This is a genomic window from Streptomyces marianii (assembly GCF_005795905.1).
GTDB classification, from domain to species: Bacteria; Actinomycetota; Actinomycetes; order Streptomycetales; family Streptomycetaceae; genus Streptomyces; species Streptomyces marianii.
This window is the reverse complement of record NZ_VAWE01000001.1, coordinates 2,950,250-2,967,917: the sequence shown is the minus strand read 5'-3', so window position 1 is coordinate 2,967,917 and position 17,668 is coordinate 2,950,250. Positions and strand designations below refer to the sequence as shown.

The 17,668-nt window shown below is 72.1% G+C and carries 13 protein-coding genes and 1 pseudogene; 8 read left to right on the top strand and 6 right to left on the bottom strand.

Annotated features, from left to right (window positions below; translation table 11 throughout):
• Nucleotides 1-36 precede the first annotated feature (36 nt).
• Together FEF34_RS13230 and FEF34_RS13225 are read right to left on the bottom strand one after the other, a co-directional pair.
• Entirely contained in the window at nt 37-534 is a 498-nt protein-coding gene (locus FEF34_RS13230; RefSeq protein WP_234042376.1) for a hypothetical protein, read from the bottom strand.
• The gene (locus FEF34_RS13225; protein WP_138053375.1) at nt 531-1,652 is read right to left on the bottom strand and encodes a pyridoxal-phosphate dependent enzyme; all 1,122 of its coding nucleotides are present in this window, start codon (nt 1,650-1,652) and stop codon (nt 531-533) included. Before FEF34_RS13225 ends, FEF34_RS13230 begins: the two co-directional genes overlap by 4 nt.
• A 191-nt stretch (nt 1,653-1,843) precedes the next feature.
• On the opposite strand from FEF34_RS13225, the gene FEF34_RS13220 reads away from it, so the two are divergent.
• The 7 genes and pseudogenes from FEF34_RS13220 (at nt 1,844) to FEF34_RS13190 (ending at nt 10,691) form a co-directional block, all read left to right on the top strand.
• On the top strand, nt 1,844-3,418 hold the full coding sequence (locus FEF34_RS13220; RefSeq protein WP_138053374.1) for a S8 family peptidase: 1,575 nt from the start codon (nt 1,844-1,846) through the stop codon (nt 3,416-3,418).
• 172 nt (nt 3,419-3,590) lie between these two features.
• A complete protein-coding gene (locus tag FEF34_RS13215; RefSeq protein WP_138053373.1) occupies nt 3,591-4,805 on the top strand; it encodes a DUF4190 domain-containing protein in 1,215 nt (404 codons plus the stop codon).
• Nucleotides 4,806-5,244: 439 nt separating this feature from the next.
• Nucleotides 5,245-5,997 carry a GntR family transcriptional regulator gene (locus FEF34_RS13210; RefSeq protein ID WP_138053372.1) on the top strand — a complete coding sequence of 251 codons (753 nt, stop codon included), beginning with the start codon at nt 5,245-5,247 and terminating at the stop codon, nt 5,995-5,997.
• Nucleotides 5,998-6,672: 675 nt separating this feature from the next.
• Nucleotides 6,673-6,857, top strand: a pseudogene (locus FEF34_RS42815) (SPOR domain-containing protein).
• A 71-nt stretch (nt 6,858-6,928) separates the two neighbouring features.
• Entirely contained in the window at nt 6,929-7,357 is a 429-nt protein-coding gene (locus tag FEF34_RS13200) for a (deoxy)nucleoside triphosphate pyrophosphohydrolase (RefSeq protein WP_171052939.1), read from the top strand.
• Nucleotides 7,358-7,472: 115 nt separating this feature from the next.
• Nucleotides 7,473-7,901 carry an ATP-binding protein gene (locus tag FEF34_RS13195; RefSeq protein ID WP_138057452.1) on the top strand — a complete coding sequence of 143 codons (429 nt, stop codon included), beginning with the start codon at nt 7,473-7,475 and terminating at the stop codon, nt 7,899-7,901.
• 147 nt (nt 7,902-8,048) lie between these two features.
• Nucleotides 8,049-10,691, top strand: coding sequence for a SpoIIE family protein phosphatase (locus tag FEF34_RS13190; RefSeq protein ID WP_138053371.1), 2,643 nt, complete (start codon nt 8,049-8,051; stop codon nt 10,689-10,691).
• Nucleotides 10,692-10,820: 129 nt separating this feature from the next.
• Here the strand turns inward: FEF34_RS13190 and FEF34_RS13185 are convergent, their stop codons facing one another.
• The 4 genes from FEF34_RS13185 to FEF34_RS13170 are packed head-to-tail and all read right to left on the bottom strand — an operon-like array spanning nt 10,821 to nt 14,627.
• A complete protein-coding gene (locus FEF34_RS13185) occupies nt 10,821-11,600 on the bottom strand; it encodes a succinate dehydrogenase/fumarate reductase iron-sulfur subunit (RefSeq protein WP_138053370.1) in 780 nt (259 codons plus the stop codon).
• On the bottom strand, nt 11,597-13,552 hold the full coding sequence (locus FEF34_RS13180; protein WP_138053369.1) for a fumarate reductase/succinate dehydrogenase flavoprotein subunit: 1,956 nt from the start codon (nt 13,550-13,552) through the stop codon (nt 11,597-11,599). The genes FEF34_RS13185 and FEF34_RS13180 overlap by 4 nt, the downstream gene beginning before the upstream one ends.
• Before the next feature lie 17 nt (nt 13,553-13,569).
• Nucleotides 13,570-14,388, bottom strand: a complete 819-nt coding sequence (locus FEF34_RS13175) for a hypothetical protein (RefSeq protein ID WP_138053368.1) — start codon at nt 14,386-14,388, stop codon at nt 13,570-13,572.
• Between the two features lie 8 nt (nt 14,389-14,396).
• Entirely contained in the window at nt 14,397-14,627 is a 231-nt protein-coding gene (locus FEF34_RS13170; protein WP_138053367.1) for a hypothetical protein, read from the bottom strand.
• Nucleotides 14,628-14,930: 303 nt separating this feature from the next.
• On the opposite strand from FEF34_RS13170, the gene FEF34_RS13165 reads away from it, so the two are divergent.
• Nucleotides 14,931-17,312 (top strand): ABC transporter family substrate-binding protein, encoded by a 2,382-nt coding sequence (locus FEF34_RS13165; RefSeq protein WP_138053366.1) that lies wholly within the window; start codon nt 14,931-14,933, stop codon nt 17,310-17,312.
• Nucleotides 17,313-17,668: the final 356 nt, after the last annotated feature.

Below are 17,668 nucleotides of genomic sequence, written 5' to 3'. Positions count from 1 at the left end.
CCGAGATAGACACTGACGGGATCGATGACTCCCGGGTCATCGTCGGCGTCCTCCTCGACGGGCATCCAGCTTCGTGAGCCGCCGTCGTACCTCGCGGCCGGCGACCGGCGGTTCGGGTTGCGGCGTCAGTGCGGTGCCGACATCCTCTGCACGCCGCCACTTGAGGACCACGTCGATCGTGCGGTCCGGGCCGTGTACCTCGAAGGGGCACCAGAACACCTGGAGCAGGTCGCATCCGTCGGGCCCGACGAGGTCCGGCACGTCCCGTGCGTAGAGCTGGGCCACGGCCAGAAGCGGCAACGGGTCTGCGTCGTCCAGATCCGGGACGTGGAGTCCGCACGTCATACCCTCCAGGAGCAGTTGCTCCTCGTCGGTGTAGTCCCGTCCTCGCGCCTCGTTCTGGATGCGCCGCCGCAGGCGCACGTCGGGCAGGAGGTGGCCCGTGCCCTTGGAGTGGACCGTGGTGCAGACCGGCCACGGCTCGTCGGCCGGCCACAGCAGGGGCCCGGCCCGGCGCCGGGTCCGAACCGTCACCCCCCGGCTGCGACCCCCGTCTTCGCCCCCGCCCCGCACAGCGGCACCGCCGCCGTGCGGCCCTCCAGGCCGTGCGCCTGGATCGCCGCCCAGCAGGCCGCGCCCGTGGGCTCGACGAACAGGCCGCGGGCGGCGAGGTCGAGCTGGGCGGCGCGGATCCGGTCGTCCGTCACCGTGTGGAAGGTGCCGCCGCCGGCGCGGACGGCGGAGAGGATCTGGCGGGCCCGGGGCGGGGCGGGGATGGCGATGCCCTCGGCGAGGGTGGGTGCCGCCTCCGCCGGGGTGATGTCGTCCGCCCCCGCGTGGAACGCCGAGGCCAGGGGGGCGACCGCGGCCGTCTGGACCGCGACGAGCGCCGGACGTTCCGCGATGAGCCCGTGGGCGCGCAGTTCCTCGACGGCCAGGTGGGCGCCGAGCAGCAGGGTGCCGTTGCCGACGGGCAGGACCAGAACCTCGGGCAGTCTGCCGCCGAGGTCCTCCCAGATCTCGTACACATAGGTCTTCGTGCCGTGCAGGAAGTACGGGTTGTGGACGTGCGAGGCGTAGAAGACGCCGCCCTCGTCGGCGGCCGAGCGCGCGGCGCGTGCGGTCGCCTCCCGGTCGCCGGGGACGAGCTCCAGCCGGGCCCCGTGGGCGGCGATCTGCTCGACCTTCTTCGGGGAGGTCGCGGCCGGGACGTACACGGTGCAGTCCAGGCCCGCGCGGGCGCAGTAGGCGGCGATCGAGGTGCCCGCGTTGCCGCTGCTGTCGGCGATCACGCGGCGCGGCTTCAGCCGGCGGGCGAGCTCGGCGAGCATGACGGCGCCGCGGTCCTTGAAGGAAAGGGTCGGCATCAGGAAGTCGAGCTTCGCGGTGACGGTGGAGGTGAGGGGGACCAGCGGGGTCCGTCCCTCCCCGAGCGAGACGGCTCCGGGGCCGCCGCCCGTGGCCTCCGTCGCGGCGAGCGGCAGCGCCTCCTCGTACCGCCACAGTGAACCCACCCTGCCCGTGAGGGAGTCGAGGGAGACGGGCGCCGCGGTGAAGTCGAGGTCCCAGGGGCCGTGGCACCGGGGGCAGCGCCAGGCGAGCGACTCGACCGGGGAACGTACGCCGCACTTCGGGCACTGATAGTCCGTCATGTGATCCAGCGTGCCAGTTGTGTGGCACACGTGTTACGGGCGGTCCGAACTCTTGTGGGATTCCTATGGATCAGCCAACCTTTCGGGACGGCAGTGGCGCGGCGAGTTCGCGGGCACCCACCGCGTGTAGTTGTCATGCCCCTGTCATATACCCCCACGACAGCGCACCACTTATGAGGAGGACCCCTCACATGTCCGTGATGCGTAACTCGCAGCGAAGACTGTCCGCGGCCAGCGTGACAGCCGTCGCCGCCCTGGCACTCGGTGCCGCCTCCGCCCTCCCGGCCACCGCGGCAGAGCCCGCCCCGGTGGGCGTGATCGAGAACGCGGGCGCCCCCGGTGCCATCGCAGGCAGCTACATCGTCACCCTCGACGAGTCGGCCGCCGACGCCGGATCCAAGGCGGGCAAGCAACTCGCCGCGGAGTACGGCGCCAAGATCAAGAAGACGTACAGCGCCGCCCTCAACGGATACGCCGTCGAACTCTCCGAGGCGCAGGCCAGGAAGTTCGCCGCCGACCCCGCCGTCGAATCCGTCGTGCAGAACCGGGTGTTCAGCATCTCCGGTACCCAGCCGAACCCGCCTTCCTGGGGCCTGGACCGCATCGACCAGCGCGCGCTGCCGCTCGACCAGAGCTACACCTACCCCGACTCCGCGGGCGAGGGCGTCACCGCGTACATCATCGACACCGGTGTGCGGATCACCCACAACGACTTCGGTGGGCGTGCCTCGTACGGCTACGACGCCATCGACAACGACAACACGGCGCAGGACGGCAACGGCCACGGCACGCACGTCGCCGCCACGGTCGCCGGCGGCTCCTACGGTGTCGCGAAGAAGGCGAAGGTCGTCGGCGTCCGGGTGCTCAACAACTCCGGTTCCGGCACGACCGCCCAGGTCGTCGCGGGCATCGACTGGGTGACGCAGAACGCCGTCAAGCCGGCCGTCGCCAACATGAGCCTCGGCGGCGGCGTCGACACGGCGCTGGACACCGCCGTCCGCAACTCCATCGCGTCCGGCGTCACGTACGCCGTGGCGGCGGGCAACAGCGGCGCCAACGCCTCCAACTACTCCCCGGCCCGGGTGGCCGAGGCCATCACCGTCGGATCCACCACCAGCAGCGACGCCCGTTCCAGCTTCTCCAACTACGGCAGCGCGCTGGACGTCTTCGCCCCGGGCTCTTCCATCACCTCGGCGTGGAACAGCAGCGACACCGCGACCAACACCATCTCCGGCACCTCGATGGCCACCCCGCACGTCGCCGGTGCCGCCGCGCTCTACCTGGCGGACAACCGGACCGCCACCCCGGCACAGGTGTCCTCGGCACTGACCACCGCGGCGACCCCGAACGTGGTCGGCAACCCGGGCTCCGGCTCGCCGAACCGGCTGCTGTACGTCGGCGGCGGCACGACCCCGCCGCCCGGGTCGAAGTTCGAGAACACCACCGACTACGCGATCAACGACAACGCCACCGTGGAGTCGCCCGTCACCGTCAGCGGCGTCTCGGGCAACGCGCCCGCCGCACTCCAGGTGCCGGTCAACATCGTCCACACCTACATCGGTGACCTCCGGGTCCAGCTCATCGCCCCGGACGGCACCGCGTACACGCTGAAGTCGTACGGCACCGGCGGCAGCAGCGACAACATCAACACCACGTACACCGTGAACGCGTCCTCGGAGGTCGCGAACGGCACCTGGAAGCTGCGGGTGAGCGACAACGCCTGGTGGGACACCGGCAAGATCGACTCCTGGGGTCTTCAGTTCTGACGCCCGGACCGCCGGACCGTGCCGGGTCCGGCGCCTGATCGAGCAGTGAGGGGCGGCCGCGCCGAGCGGCCGCCCCTTCCGCGTATCACGGCTGCCCGTCGCCCGGCTCCCGCCGTATGATCCGCTGAGCCGCGCAGATGTTCGCATGATCTTCACAAGGAGCGCCGTACCCGTGGAACCGTCGTCGCAGGGATGGACGCCTCCGGGCGGGTCCGGCCCGGCGCAGCCGCCCGCCCCGTCCTCGCCGCAGCCCGCCCCGGCGCCGTACCCGTACCCGGTGCCGGCGGGCGTGCAGCCGGGAATGCCCTACCCGCCCTACGGGGCGGTGCCGCGGCGGCCGGGCACCAACGGCTTCGCCGTCGGCTCCCTCGTGACGGGCATCGTGTGCTGTCTGCCCCCGCTCGGCCTCGTCCTCGGACTGGTCGCGCTGGCGCAGATCAGGAAGAGGGGCGACGAGGGCCGCGGCCTGGCGATCGCGGGCACCGCGCTCTCCATCGTCAGCACGATCCTCGTGACCGTCGCGTTCGCCACCGGCGCCGCCGGTGAGGCGTGGGACGGCTTCCGCAAGGCGGCCCGCGACAGCGCCGCTGCGGACTCCACGTTCGACCTGCGGACCGGGCAGTGCTTCGACACCCCGGGCCGCGGCCTGGAGGACGAGGAGGCGGCGTCCGTCCGGATCGTGGACTGCGAGGGACCGCATGAGGGCGAGGTGACCGGTACCTTCCCGCTCGACAGGTTCGACGAGTGGCCCGGGGAGAAGACCGTCGAGACCGAGGCGGAGCGCCGGTGTGAGGACATCAACACCGCCTACGCACTGGACTGGTGGGCCGTTCCCGGGACGGCGGAGCCCTACTACTACATGCCGACCAGGGACAGCTGGCGCTTCGGTGACCGGAGCGTCACCTGTGCGCTGGCGAGCGGCGAGCCGAAGCTCGCGTCCTCCGTCCGCAGCGACCGGACGACGCTCGACCCGGCGCAACTCGCCTACCTGGAGGGCGAGCTGGCCGTGGACACCGTCTGGTGGGAGGAGCCGGAGGACCTCTTCGAGGACGACCCGGAGGCCAACCGCGCCTGGGCGGAGCGGATGGCGCGGACGCTCGGAACCGAGGCCCGTGAACTGCGCGCCGGCCCCTGGCCCGCGGCGGCCCGCACACACGCGCTGGCCCGCGCGAAGGAGTACGACGCGGCCCGCGGCCACTTCCGCCGGGCGGCGGCGGCCCAGGACGAGGAGAGCTTCTGGGACGCCACGCTGGAGGCGGGCGACGCCTTCCGCCAGGAGACCGAGATCGCTGTCCGCTCCGCTCTCGGCCTCGCCACGGACCCGCCGGAGGAGGCGGACGACGCGGAGGAGGGGAAACCGCTGCCGAGCGACGGCACGACGGTCTGAGCTCCGCGGCTCGCAGACACGCGTGAGCCGCGGGCCCCCGCGCCGTGATGTGGGTGGGCTTCGCGGCCGTGCCGCTGGTGTCCAGGTCCTCCACCTGGAAGTTCCGCCCGTAGACGCCCGACCAGACCTTCTTCCGAGGGGGCCACCGGCTTCACCCGGTGGGGGAGTCGAGTCCCTGGGGTGGAGCTGCGACCTGTGCGTGTGCCGGAGGGCTTCCACGGGCGGTCGTGCTGCCGTGCGCGGTACGCACCCGAAGTTATTGGTCTGGACCATTGTGGTCGAGGGTGCGGTGTGCGTACGGGCGAAGTCGCTCGCCCGCCGGGGTGAGCGACCGTCTCCCGGGCGGCTGTGACTGCGCGTAGCGCTTGGGCCCATACTTGCGGGGATCAACCGTCGGTTGCCACGCTGTTGCTGTCTGTCAACCTGTTGGGAGTGGCCAGTGACATTCGGTGAGCAGCCCGCCTATCTGCGCGTTGCGAGCGATCTCCGCCAGAAAATCGTCAGTGGCTCGCTGCCGCCGCACACCCGCCTCCCCTCGCAGGCCCGGATCCGGGAGGAGTACGGAGTCTCGGACACCGTCGCGCTGGAGGCGCGGAAGGTGCTGATGGCCGAGGGGCTCGTCGAGGGGAGATCCGGCTCGGGGACGTACGTGCGGGAGCGTCCGGTGCCGCGCCGCATCGCCCGGTCGGGCTACCGGCCGCCGTCGGGCGCCAGCCCCTTCCGCCAGGAGCAGGCCGCGGAGGGCGCCCGCGGCACCTGGGAGTCGAGCAGCGAGCAGGAGCCGGCGAGTGCCGCGGTCGCGGGCAGGCTCGGCGTCGCGCTCGGTGACCGCGTGATGCGCACGCGGTACGTCTTCCGGGACGCGGGCGAGCCGACGATGCTGTCCACCTCCTGGGAGCCGCTCTCGATCACGGGCCGCACGCCGGTGATGCTGCCCGAGGAGGGGCCGCTCGGCGGCTGCGGCGTCGTCGAGCGGATGGGCGCCATCGACCTCGTGGTGGACAACGTGGTGGAGGAGGTCGGCGCCCGGCCGGGGCTGGCGGAGGAACTGCTGACCCTCGGCGGGGTGCCCGGCCATGTGGTCATGGTCATCCAGCGCACCTATTACGCGTCGGGACGAGCCGTCGAGACGGCGGACGTGGTGGTCCCGGCCGACCGCTTCCGGATCGCGTACCACCTGCCGGTGCGCTGACCCGCGTGCCCCGGCCCGCGGCGCGTGCGTCATCGGTGTGCCGGTCTTCGCGGCCCGGGGAGGTCGGCGCCCTTCGTCGCCCTCGGGGTCGGTGACGCACCGCCGGTTCGGGGTGGTGGTCCCCTTCGAAGCGGGCGGCGCACAGGGCGCGTTCACGGGCTCCGGGGTGCCGCGAGAGTCGGACCGGAGCTCTCCCGGACCGGCGTCAGGCCGTGCGCAGATCTCGCAGTGCCGCCTTCTTCCCGTGGCCCCTTCGCGTGGCTCGCGCAGAGCTGGGGCCGAGAGGAACCGGTGCGGCGCAAGGGAGTTGTCCCCGGCGTCTCCCGTGGCCGGACTCGCGCCGACGCGCAGCCTGTTGAGCGCACCGGCGCCGTAGGGCGAAAGGCCGCATCACCCGGTCCCGGTTCCGGGTCGTGAACCCGCCGGGCCGTCTCGGCGCCGGCGAGCGGGGCGTCCCACCCTCCCCCGGCGTGACCGCCACTCGGCAAAGACGTGAGGCAGGGGCGCACTCGGCCATGTGCGCCCCTCGGGCTGGAGTGGATGCTGGCCGGATCCGTCTCTCTTCGTGAGAACGCATATCCGCTGAGTGAAGGTCAGGCGTAGGGTCGGGCATATGCAGACTGCGGTTTCCTGGGGATCGTTAGAGAAGTGCAGGCCGGCGGCGGGAGAGGCGCGATGACCGACGGCGGCGCGATGCTGCCCTGGCTGGTGATCCGCCAGGACGACAACGGCAATCGCTATCGCGTGGGAAGGTACGCCACACAGGACGAGGCGCAGAAGATCGCGGACAGCCTCGGTGGTCGCGGCCCCACAAGCAGCTCTACTGGGTGGAGCACATGGGGCAGACGGCACCCTCCTGAACGCGCCCCTCGGCCGCCGTGCGGGCGGCCGAGGTCCGGAGGAGCGCGCCGTGCGGGCTACGCTCCCGCGCATGAAGGATCCCGTGAACGCCCGCGTCGTGGTGGCCGGCGCCCTCTACGACCAGGGGCGTCTGCTCGCCGCACGCCGCAGCGCACCGCCCGAGTTCGCCGGACGGTGGGAGCTGCCCGGCGGCAAGCTCGAGCCCGGTGAGTCTCCCGAGGAGGCCCTCGTGCGCGAGCTGCGCGAGGAGCTGGGGGTGGAGGCCGAGCCGGTCGAGCGGGTGCCCGGCGAGTGGCCGCTGGGTCCCGGCTATGTGCTCCAGGTCTGGACGGCACGGCTGATCTCGGGTCAGCCGCGTCCGCTGGAGGACCACGACGAGCTGCGCTGGCTCGCCGTCGACGAACTGGACGCCGTGGACTGGCTGCCCCAGGATCGCCCCGCCGTCGAGGAGGCCGTGCGCCGGCTGTCCCGCGACCACCGGGGGAGAACACGCAGCTGATTTCCTGCGCCGTTCGCGTCACCGCACGTCCCTCTCGGGGATATCTCGCACCGAATATCGGGTATGTCCTGAATGCCGCCCCAAAGTGGACGGGATTCCGTGGCAGGTCCGGGAAGTGGTCGGCGTGGTCGACACCGAAGGCGCATCCGCCGAGTGGACCTTCCCTGCCGCCCCGGACGCCGTCCGTTCCGCCCGTCACGCAGTCCGTGACGCCCTGCGGAAGTGGGGTCTCGAGCCCGCCGTGGTCGATGTGACGGTGCTCCTGGTCAGTGAGCTGGTGACCAATTCCCTTCGGTACACCTCCGGGCCCATAGGGGTTCGTCTGATCCGGCCGGTCGTTGACGGAACGCCGCCGCCGCGACCTCCCGCGCTGCTCGTGGAAGTCTCCGACCCGCTTCCGGATCCGCCCATGGAGCGTCCCGCCGGGCCCGATGACGAGGGCGGACGCGGGCTGCAGCTGGTGGCCTGCGCGGCCTGCCGCTGGGGGACGCGGCGAGGCAGAACGGGCAAGACCGTGTGGTTCGAGCTGCCCTTGCCTGGTTAGGAGTGTGGGGGGACGACGATCACTGCCCGCTCGGCTCAAAACGAACGAGACCGTGCTGTGATCGTGAACGCCGTGCCGCCAGGTGCCGTAGTGCTGAATACTGCGGGCATGGCCGGTCCGGTGCGGTGAGCTGGAGGGGACGGTCGCGTGAGCGAGATACCTGAGACGGCGAGCGGCGTGGTGTGGCAGAGCAGTCCGCCCGGCTCCATCTACGACTACATCAAGGTCGCGTCGTTCTCGATCGGGCCGGACGGGCTGGTCGACCAGTGGAGCCGGCGTGCGGCCGAGCAGTTCGGCATCTCCGCCGAGGACGTCAGGGGCAAGGATCCCATCGACGTCTTCATCCCCTCCGAGCTCCGCCCGCGAGGCCACCGCAAGGTCGCCGAGGTCCTGGACGGAAAGGAGTGGACGGGACTCGTCCCGTTCCGCCTGCCGGGCGAGGGCGGTGCGCACGGACTGGCCGAGGTCTACGTCATGCCGAGCGAGACGGAGAGCGGCGAGCGTGCCGCGCTCTGTATCGTCGTCGACGTACGCGCCCTCCGGCGGATCGAGACGGACCTCGCGGCTTCGCAGGCGATTTTCGGTCAATCTCCTTTTGGCTTCCTCCTGTTCGGTACGGACCTCACCGTGCTGCGGACCAATGAGCGCTTCGCCACGGTCTTCGGCGGCGTCGCCGAGGACCACCGCGGCAGGACCGTGCACGACTACCTCTCCCGCCCCGAGGCGGAGCGGATGACCGCAGCCCTCCAGCGGGTGCTGGAAACCGGGGAGTCCGTCACCGACCTCCAGATCATCGGCAGCGCCCCCGGCAGCTCCGACCGGCGGCACTGGGCCGTCAACCTGTACCGCGTGCACAGCGGTTCCGGCCGGCCCGTCGGCGTCGCGGGGCTCGGCATCGACGTGACACGCCGTCACATCGCGGCCCGCGAGGCCGCCAGCGCCCGCCGCAACCTCGCCCTGCTCAACGAGGCCAGCGCACGGATCGGCAATTCCCTCGACCTGGAGACCACCGCACGCGAGCTGCTCGACGTCGCCGTCCCCGGCTTCTGCGACCTCGCCTCCGTGGACCTCTACCAGGGACTGCTCACGGGCGACGAGGCCCCGCCCGGACGCTGGGGCCCCGCCCGGCCCGAGAGCTACGGCGGCAGCGCCGAGCTGCGCCGCGTCGCCTTCGCCAGCACCGTCTCCGAGACCCTGCTCGGGGGCGCCTCGGGGGCGGGCACGCCGGCCAGCCCCCAGGTCGGCGCCGTCCACCACTACCCCTTCAGCTCCTCCTGCGCCGACGCCCTGCGTACGGCCAGGGTCCGCGCCATCCCCGGCGAGGACGGCAGCCTGGTCCAGTCCACGCTGGCCGTGCCGATGGTCGCCCACGACACGGTCGTCGGACTCGTCCAGTTCTCCCGGGCCAAGGGCAGCGAGCCGTTCGGCGAACGCGACCGGGCGCTCGCCGTCGAGCTCGCTGCCCGAGCCGCGGTCTGCATCGACAACGCCCGCCTGTACCGGCGCGAGCACGAGCGCGCCCTGATCCTCCAGCGCAGCCTCCTGCCGCCCGGTGACCCGGAGGCCGCAGGCCTCGACATCGCCTGCCGCTACCTCCCCGGCAACACCGCCACCGAGGTCGGCGGGGACTGGTTCGACGTCATCGAGCTCCCCGGCCACCGCACCGCCCTCGTCGTCGGCGACGTCATGGGACGGGGCCTGCGCGCCGCAGTCGCCATGGGAGAACTCCGCACCGCCGTGAGGACGCTGGCCCTGCTGGACCTGGAGCCCGCGGAGGTGCTCTCCGCGCTCGACGAGATCGCCCGCGGACTCGGCACGCCGAGCGGCGCCCAGCAGGCCTCCCGGGTCGCCCACAAGTCCCGCGGGCCCGAACTCTCCGAGGTGTACCTGGCGACGTGCGTCTACGCCGTGTACGACCCCGTGACGCGGCGCTGCACCTTCGCCAACGCGGGCCATCTGCCGCCCGTCCTCGTCGAACCGGGCGAGGAGGCGCTGATGCTCGACGTACCGCCCGGGATGCCGCTCGGGGTGGGCGGCGAGCCCTTCGAGGAGGTCCAGGTCGAGCTTCCGGAGGGCGCACTGCTCGCGCTGTACACGGACGGGCTCGTCGAGTCGCGTGACCATCCGCTGGACGAGGGGCTCAGCGCCTTCCGCCGCGCCCTGACCGAGCCGGCCCGCTCCGTACCGGAGCCCCGTTCCCCCGACGGTACGGCCGGTGGGACGGACGGCGGAACGCCCGCCGTCCTCGACCGCGGGTCCCGCTCCCGTTCGCTCGAGGACGTCTGCGACCACGTGCTCGCCACGCTCGACACGAGGCACGGCGAGGACGACATCGCGCTGCTGATGGCCCGTATCCAGGGCCTGGCGACCGAGGCCGTGGGGGACTGGCGGCTGCCGCGCGAACCGCGGTCGGTGGGCCGCGCCCGCGAGCTGGCCCGGGCCCAGCTCAGTGCCTGGGACCTCGATCCGCTCGTCGACACGGTCGAGCTGCTCGTCAGCGAGCTCGTCACCAACGCCCTGCGCTACGGCGAGGGCGAGATCCGGCTGCGGCTGCTGCGTGACCGCACCCTCGTCTGCGAGGTGTGGGACGCCGGCCTCGTACAGCCGCGGCGCCGGCGGGCCCGGGACACCGACGAGGGCGGCCGGGGGCTGCAGCTGGTCGGCCTGCTGAGCGCCGCCTGGGGCTCCCGCCGCACGCCCCGGGGCAAGACGGTGTGGTTCGAACTCGCCCTGCCCGACGGCGACTCGACGGCCGAGCCGAGCGTGGAGCAACTGCTGAGCATGTTCTGACGCCGGGGGCGGACGGTCCGGCGTTACGGACCGGACGCCTCCGCCGGACACGTCCGTGCCCGGACACGCTTCCGCCGGACACGTCCGTGCCCGGACGCGGACGTCCGGGCACGGAGGGGTGAGCGGGTGCTACGTGGTGTGCTCGCCCCGGCGGCGGATCCTGCTGCCCAGCCACACCAGCGGGTCGTACTTCCGGTCGACCGCGCGCTCCTTGAGTGGGATCAGGGCGTTGTCCGTGATGTGGATGCCTTCGGGGCACACCTCCGTGCAGCACTTGGTGATGTTGCAGTAGCCCAGACCGTGGTCCTCCTGGGCGGTGCGCTTGCGGTCGAGGCCCGACTCGGCGGCCGCGTCCAGCGGGTGCATGTCGAGTTCGGCCACGCGCATCAGGAAACGCGGCCCGGCGAAGGCCGCCTTGTTCTCCTCGTGGTCACGCACCACATGACAGGTGTCCTGGCACAGGAAGCACTCGATGCACTTGCGGAACTCCTGGGAGCGGTCCACGTCGATCTGCTGCATCCGGTACTCACCCGCCGCGACGCCCTGCGGCGGCACGAAGGACGGCACCTCACGGGCCTTGGAGTAGTTGAACGACACGTCCGTGACCAGGTCGCGCACCACCGGGAAGGCGCGCAGCGGGGTCACCGTGATGGTCTCGGCACGGTCGAAGACCGACATGCGGGTCATGCACATCAGCCGGGGACGCCCGTTGATCTCCGCACTGCACGAACCGCATTTGCCCGCCTTGCAGTTCCAGCGCACCGCGAGATCCGGTGCCTGGGTGGCCTGCAGCCGATGGACGATGTCGAGGACGACCTCGCCGTCGTTGACCTCGACCGTGAAGTCCTCGAGGCCCCCGCCGTCCTGGTCGCCCCGCCAGACCCTGAACCGAGCGTCGTACGTGCTCATTCGTACAGCTCCTCTTCGGCGAGGTACTTGACCAGCTCTTCCTTCTCGAAGAGGGCGAGCAGGTCGTGGCGGATGGGCTCGGTGGTCTTCCGCACGAGGTCGATCTGGCCGCGGACGACGGGATCGGCGGCCGGAGCACCGGGCTCCACCGGTCCGAAGGACCCCGAGCGGTCGGCGAGCCGGCACAGCAGGTTGATCCGGCGCCACTCCCGCTCCATCGCGGGGTAGTCCTCGCGGGTGTGGCCGCCGCGGCTCTCGGTGCGCTCCAGGGCGGACCGGGCGATGCACTCGCTGACCAGCAGCATGTTCCGCAGGTCCAGGGCGAGGTGCCAGCCCGGATTGAACTGGCGGTGGCCCTCCACGCCCGCCCGCCGGGCACGGCCCCGCAGGTCGGCGAGCCGCTTCAGCGCCTGCCCCATCTCGGACTCCCGCCGGATGATGCCGACCAGGTCGTTCATCGTCTGCTGGAGCTCCTGGTGGAGCGTGTACGGGTTCTCCTGCGGGGCGTCCGGCTCGGGGCCCCCGGCGCTGAAGGGCCGCAGCGCCTCCGCCGCGGCCGCGTCGATCTGCCCCTCGTCGACCGGGGGCCGCTGCCCGGCGAGGCCGGCCGCGTACTCCGCGGCGTGCAGTCCGGCGCGTCGGCCGAAGACCAGCAGGTCCGAGAGGGAGTTGCCGCCGAGCCGGTTGGAGCCGTGCATGCCGCCGGCGACCTCGCCCGCCGCGTACAGGCCGGGCACGCCGACCGCCGACGCGGTGTCCGAGTCGACCGCGATACCGCCCATCACGTAGTGGCAGGTCGGCCCGACCTCCATGGCCTCCGCGGTGATGTCCACGTCCGCCAGCTCCTTGAACTGGTGGTACATGGACGGCAGCCGGCGTTTGATCACGTCGGCCGGCATCCGGGTGGAGACGTCCAGGAACACGCCGCCGTGCGGTGAGCCGCGGCCCGCCTTCACCTCGGCGTTGATGGCCCGGGCGACCTCGTCGCGGGGGAGTAGCTCGGGAGGGCGCCGGTTGTTGTCCGGGTCCTCGTACCAGCGGTCTCCCTCCTCCTCCGTCTCCGCGTACTTCTCCTTGAAGACGTCCGGGACGTAGTCGAACATGAACCGCTTGCCCTCGGAGTTGCGCAGCACCCCTCCGTCGCCCCGCACCGACTCGGTGACGAGGATGCCCTTCACCGAGGGCGGCCACACCATTCCGGTCGGATGGAACTGCACGAACTCCATGTTCAGCAGCGGCGCGCCCGCGAGCAGGGCCAGCGCGTGCCCGTCGCCGGTGTACTCCCAGGAGTTGGAGGTCACCTTGAAGGACTTGCCGATGCCGCCGGTGGCCAGCACGACCGCCGGGGCCTCCAGCACGAAGAAGCGCCCGGACTCGCGCTCGTAGCAGAACGCGCCCGACACCCTGTCGCCGTCCTTGAGTACCCGGGTCACGGTGCACTCCTGGAAGACCTTGAGGCGGGCCTCGTAGTCGCCGAACTCCTTCTCGTCCTCCTGCTGGAGCGCGACGACCTTCTGCTGGAGGGTCCGGATCAGCTCCAGCCCGGTCCGGTCGCCGACGTGCGCCAGCCGCGGGTACTCGTGGCCGCCGAAGTTGCGCTGGGAGATCTTCCCGTCCTTGGTGCGGTCGAAGAGCGCGCCCCAGGTCTCCAGCTCCCAGACCCGGTCGGGAGCCTCCTGGGCGTGCAGCTCCGCCATCCGCCACTGGTTGAGGAACTTGCCCCCGCGCATGGTGTCGCGGAAGTGGACCTGCCAGTTGTCGTGGGAGTTCACATTGCCCATGGAGGCGGCGATCCCGCCCTCCGCCATCACGGTGTGGGCCTTGCCGAACAGGGACTTGCAGATGACGGCCGTACGAGCGCCCGCCGCACGCGCCTCGATGGCGGCCCGCAGTCCCGCACCACCCGCGCCCACGACGACAACATCCCACTGCTGCCGTTCGAGCTCAGTCATCGGTGAGCACCTTTCCCCTAGAAGAAGCGCGGATCGGCGAAGGCGCCGGAGGCGAGCAGGTACACGTAGAAGTCGGCGAGGGCCACACTGATCAACGACGCCCAGGCGAGCAGCATGTGACGCTCGTTCAGCCTGCCCACGAACCCCCACATCCGGTAGCGCACCGGGTGCTTGGAGAAGTGCCGCAGCCGGCCGCCGATGATGTGCCGGCAGGAGTGACAGGACAGGGTGTACGCCCAGATCAGCACGATGTTGACGAGGAACACCAGGGTGCCGAGGCCCATGTGGCCCCAGGCGTAGGACTCGTCGCGGAAGGCGAGCACCGTGTCGTAGGTGAGGATGCCCGCCACCGGTAGCGCCGCGTAGAAGAAGTAGCGGTGCATGTTCTGCAGGATCAGCGGGAAGCGGGTCTCACCGGTGTACTTCGCGTGCGGCTCGGCGACCGCACAGGCCGGGGGCGAGGCCCAGAAGCCCCGGTAGTAGGCCTTGCGGTAGTAGTAGCAGGTCAGCCGGAAGCCCAGCGGGAAGATCAGGATCAGCAGGGCGGGGGACAGGCCCCACCAGCTGCCGAAGATCTCCCAGTTGGGGCCGCCCTTCATGGGCACGCAGTTCTCGGCGAGACAGGGCGAGTAGAACGGCGAGACGTACGGCGCGGCGTAGTAGTCGCTGTTCGCGAAGGCCCGCCAGGTCGAGTAGACGATGAAGGCGAGCAGACCGCCGGCGGTCGCGGCGGGCGCGAGCCACCAGCGGTCGGTCCTGAGGTGGCGGGTGGCGATGGCGGCGCGCGTGGCGCCGCGTACACCCGTGTCGGTATGAGGTTCGGTGCCAGTGGCCAACGAAGCTCCTAGGGCGCGTGCCGGTCGCGCGCACCCAGGCCTTCGTCGTCCGAGTCCGTCCACAGCGAACTGTCGTACGGGGTGTCGGGAATGGTGACCAGGTCTTCGGGGCGGCCGGCCGGCTGGGTCCGGGGTGAGTCCTCCCGCGTGTGCGTGAGGCTCCGCTCCAGCCGTTCGACCGTTCGGGTCAGGTCGTCGAGACGGCGTTTGACATCCGTCAACTCGTCCTGCAGGGACATGAACTGCCCTCACTTCCGCGGTCGCGGGTGGCATGCGGGTGTCTGGGGCTGTCCCCCAGAGGGCTGTGTGTGCGCCTGCGAGTGTTGCGCGTCACATCCCTCCTTGTGAAGGCGTGTGCACTGATTCGCGCCACGCGCCACCCGTTAGGGGCTCCCCGTGCGGCCGCATGGGTGGGATTTTCGAGTCGCTCCGTCGTGTCGGCGTCACGCTCCGCCCTCCGTCCCCTTCAGTGTAGGCGCAATAGGTGTGATCATCACCAAAATTCACCATAGGCAAGCAAACCGGACGAAGGGGTACATGTCATGTCCGAGGTCGACGCCCCACGCGGGAGGACATGCTCCCGTACGCCCTGCTTCCGCACCTCCCGGACCCGGTCCGGCCGCTCCCGCACGCCGCGCTCGGTGTCACTGCTCACGAGCGGCGTGCTCGTCCTGCCGGTGCTGGCCGGCTGCACCTCCGGGGAGGGCGGGGCGGAGGCCGTGGTGGTGCCCGCGGACATCGGCCACGCCGGGCGCAACCAGGTCGAGCAGGGCGGCACACTGCGGTGGGCCGTCGACTCCGTACCCACCACGCTCAACGCGTTCCAGGCCGACGCGGACGGCGCCACCGCCCGCGTCGCCGGTGCCGTGCTCCCCTCCCTCTTCACGCTGGACCAGCGGGGCCGTCCGCAGCTCAACCCCGACTACCTGGAGTCGGCCGAACTCGTGGACCGCGAGCCCAAGCAGGTCGTGCTCTACAAGCTCAACCAGGAAGCCGTCTGGACCGACGGGCGGGAGATCGGCGCGCCGGACTTCGTCGCCCAGTGGCGGGCGCTGAACGGCAAGGACTCGGCGTACTGGACGGCGCGCAACGCCGGTTACGAGCGCATCGAGAAGATCGAGCGCGGCAAGAGCGACCTGGAGGTCAGGGTCACCTTCGCCAGGCCGTACGCCGACTGGCGATCACTGTTCTCCCCGCTCTACCCGAAGGAGACCATGGGCGCCCCCGCGTCCTTCAACGACGGGGCCCGCACGGAGCTGCCGGTGACCGCGGGGCCCTTCGCCCTGCAGAAGGTCGACGGCGAGGACGGCACCGTCACTCTCGTCCGCAACCCGCGCTGGTGGGGCGACCCGGCCAAGCTCGACTCGCTCGTACTGCGGGCGGTGCCGCGCGACCGGCGTGCCGCGGCGCTCGCCACCGGCGCCGTCGATCTGGCCGAGATCGACCGGGGCGTCGCGGACCGTATCGCCGTGGCACGCAAGGGCCAGGGGGGCGGCAGCGGCGACAGCGGGCCGGGCGCGGCAGCGGAGGCGGGGGAGCCCGCCGACTCCGAGCAGAAACGTTCCGCCAAGAGCGTCGGCGCGGACGGGAGCGCGCTGCTCGCACGCGAGCGCGGAGACGCCGGACCGGCAAGGTACACCAGCGAGCAGACTGCGCTGCGCGGATTCGTGGTCCGCAAGTCCCTGGAGCCCGCGTACACCCAGCTCGCGCTCAACGGCGAGTCGGGGCCGCTGGCGGACGAGCGGGTGCGGCGCGCCGTGGCCCGGGCCCTGGACCGCCGGGAGCTCGCCGAGACGGTGCTGAAGCCCCTCGGCCTGCCCGTGAAGCCCGTAGGCAGCCACCTCGCGCTCGCGGGGCAGCCGGGGTACGCCGACAGCAGTGGCGCCCTCGGCGGCCAGGACACCGCGGAGGCCCAGGCGCTGCTCGCCGACGCGGGCTGGACCCGGGAGGGCGCCCGGGCGGCCGAGTCCGATACGAAGGCGGGACCCGAGAAGAGCCCGGCGGCCGGGAGCGGCCCGACGGCGCAGAGTCCCTCCGCGCAGGGTCCGGCGGCGCAGAGCGCGTCTCCGGGCGGCCCCGCCGCGGGCGGCTCGCCCTCCGCCGGTGGCCCGGCGTCGCCCAGCGCCTCGCCGAGCCCGGTGGCCGGAGGCGGTGCCCGCTCCGGGGCCGTCGGCGCGGTCGCCCCCGCCGCGGGCGGGGACGACAAGCCCGGCGCCGGCCGTCCCGTGGCGGCCCCCGCCGGCAGTGACGGGGACAAGGCGATGCCCGAGGCGCACAAGCGGGATGGCGGGGTCGCGGGCGCCTACGCGCCGGTCGGCACCAGGGCCCCGGGCCGGAGCCCGGTCGCGGGACCGCTCGGGAAGGACGGCGAGCCGCTCAGCCTCCGCTTCGTGCTGCCCTCCGGCCCGGGCTCCGAGCCGCTGCGCGCGGTCGGGGACCGCATCCGCAGGATGCTCGACGGGGTGGGGATCCGGACCGAGGTGAAGAAGGTCGCCGAGGACAGCTTCTTCAAGGACCACATCGCCTCCGGGCACTACGACCTCGCCCTCTGGTCCTGGCCGGCCACGGCCTACCCGGCGACGGACGCCCGTCCGATCTACGCCAAGCCCGAGCCCGCGACGGACGGGTCGCTACTGGTGGAGCAGAACTACACCCGGGTCGGGACGGACCGTATCGACCAGCTCTTCGCCGAGGCCGTCTCCGAGTTGGACGAGAGGAAGTCCCGCGACCTGATGAAGCAGGTCGACGCCCGCATCTGGGCCGCGGCGGCGTCCATCCCCCTCTACCAGCGCCCGGAGCTGGTGGCCGCCAAGTACGACCTCGCCAACGCAGGCGCCTTCGGCTTCTCGGCACCGCGCTACCAGGACATCGGCTTCGTGAAGGCGAAGCCGGCGCACGGGGCGGGGGCGGATTCCAGGAGGTGACGGCTCCGGCGGTGCGGCCGGACTGCTCCGCACGGCGGCCCGGCCGCGCCGCCGTGCGGAGCGTCCACCCCGGCGGGGCCCGCCGGTCCCGGTGCGGCGTGTGGCGGCGGCCGCCCGGTGCCGGCCCACCCGTCCGGTGAAGGAAGCGCCGGCGGCAGGCCCGTGCCGGACCGGCTCCGCCGCCCTGGGCCCCGTGTTCGCCGATCACGGTGGCCGCTACGGCGGAACGGTCCCCTCCGGTGATCCGGACCTCAGGAGCAGTTCAATTCCCTTGCCCGCCGGAGCTCCCGGCGGGCAAGGTCGTACCGGGTCGGATCGGGCCGGGAAGCCCTCCGCGCGGCGGCCCCGTACCATGG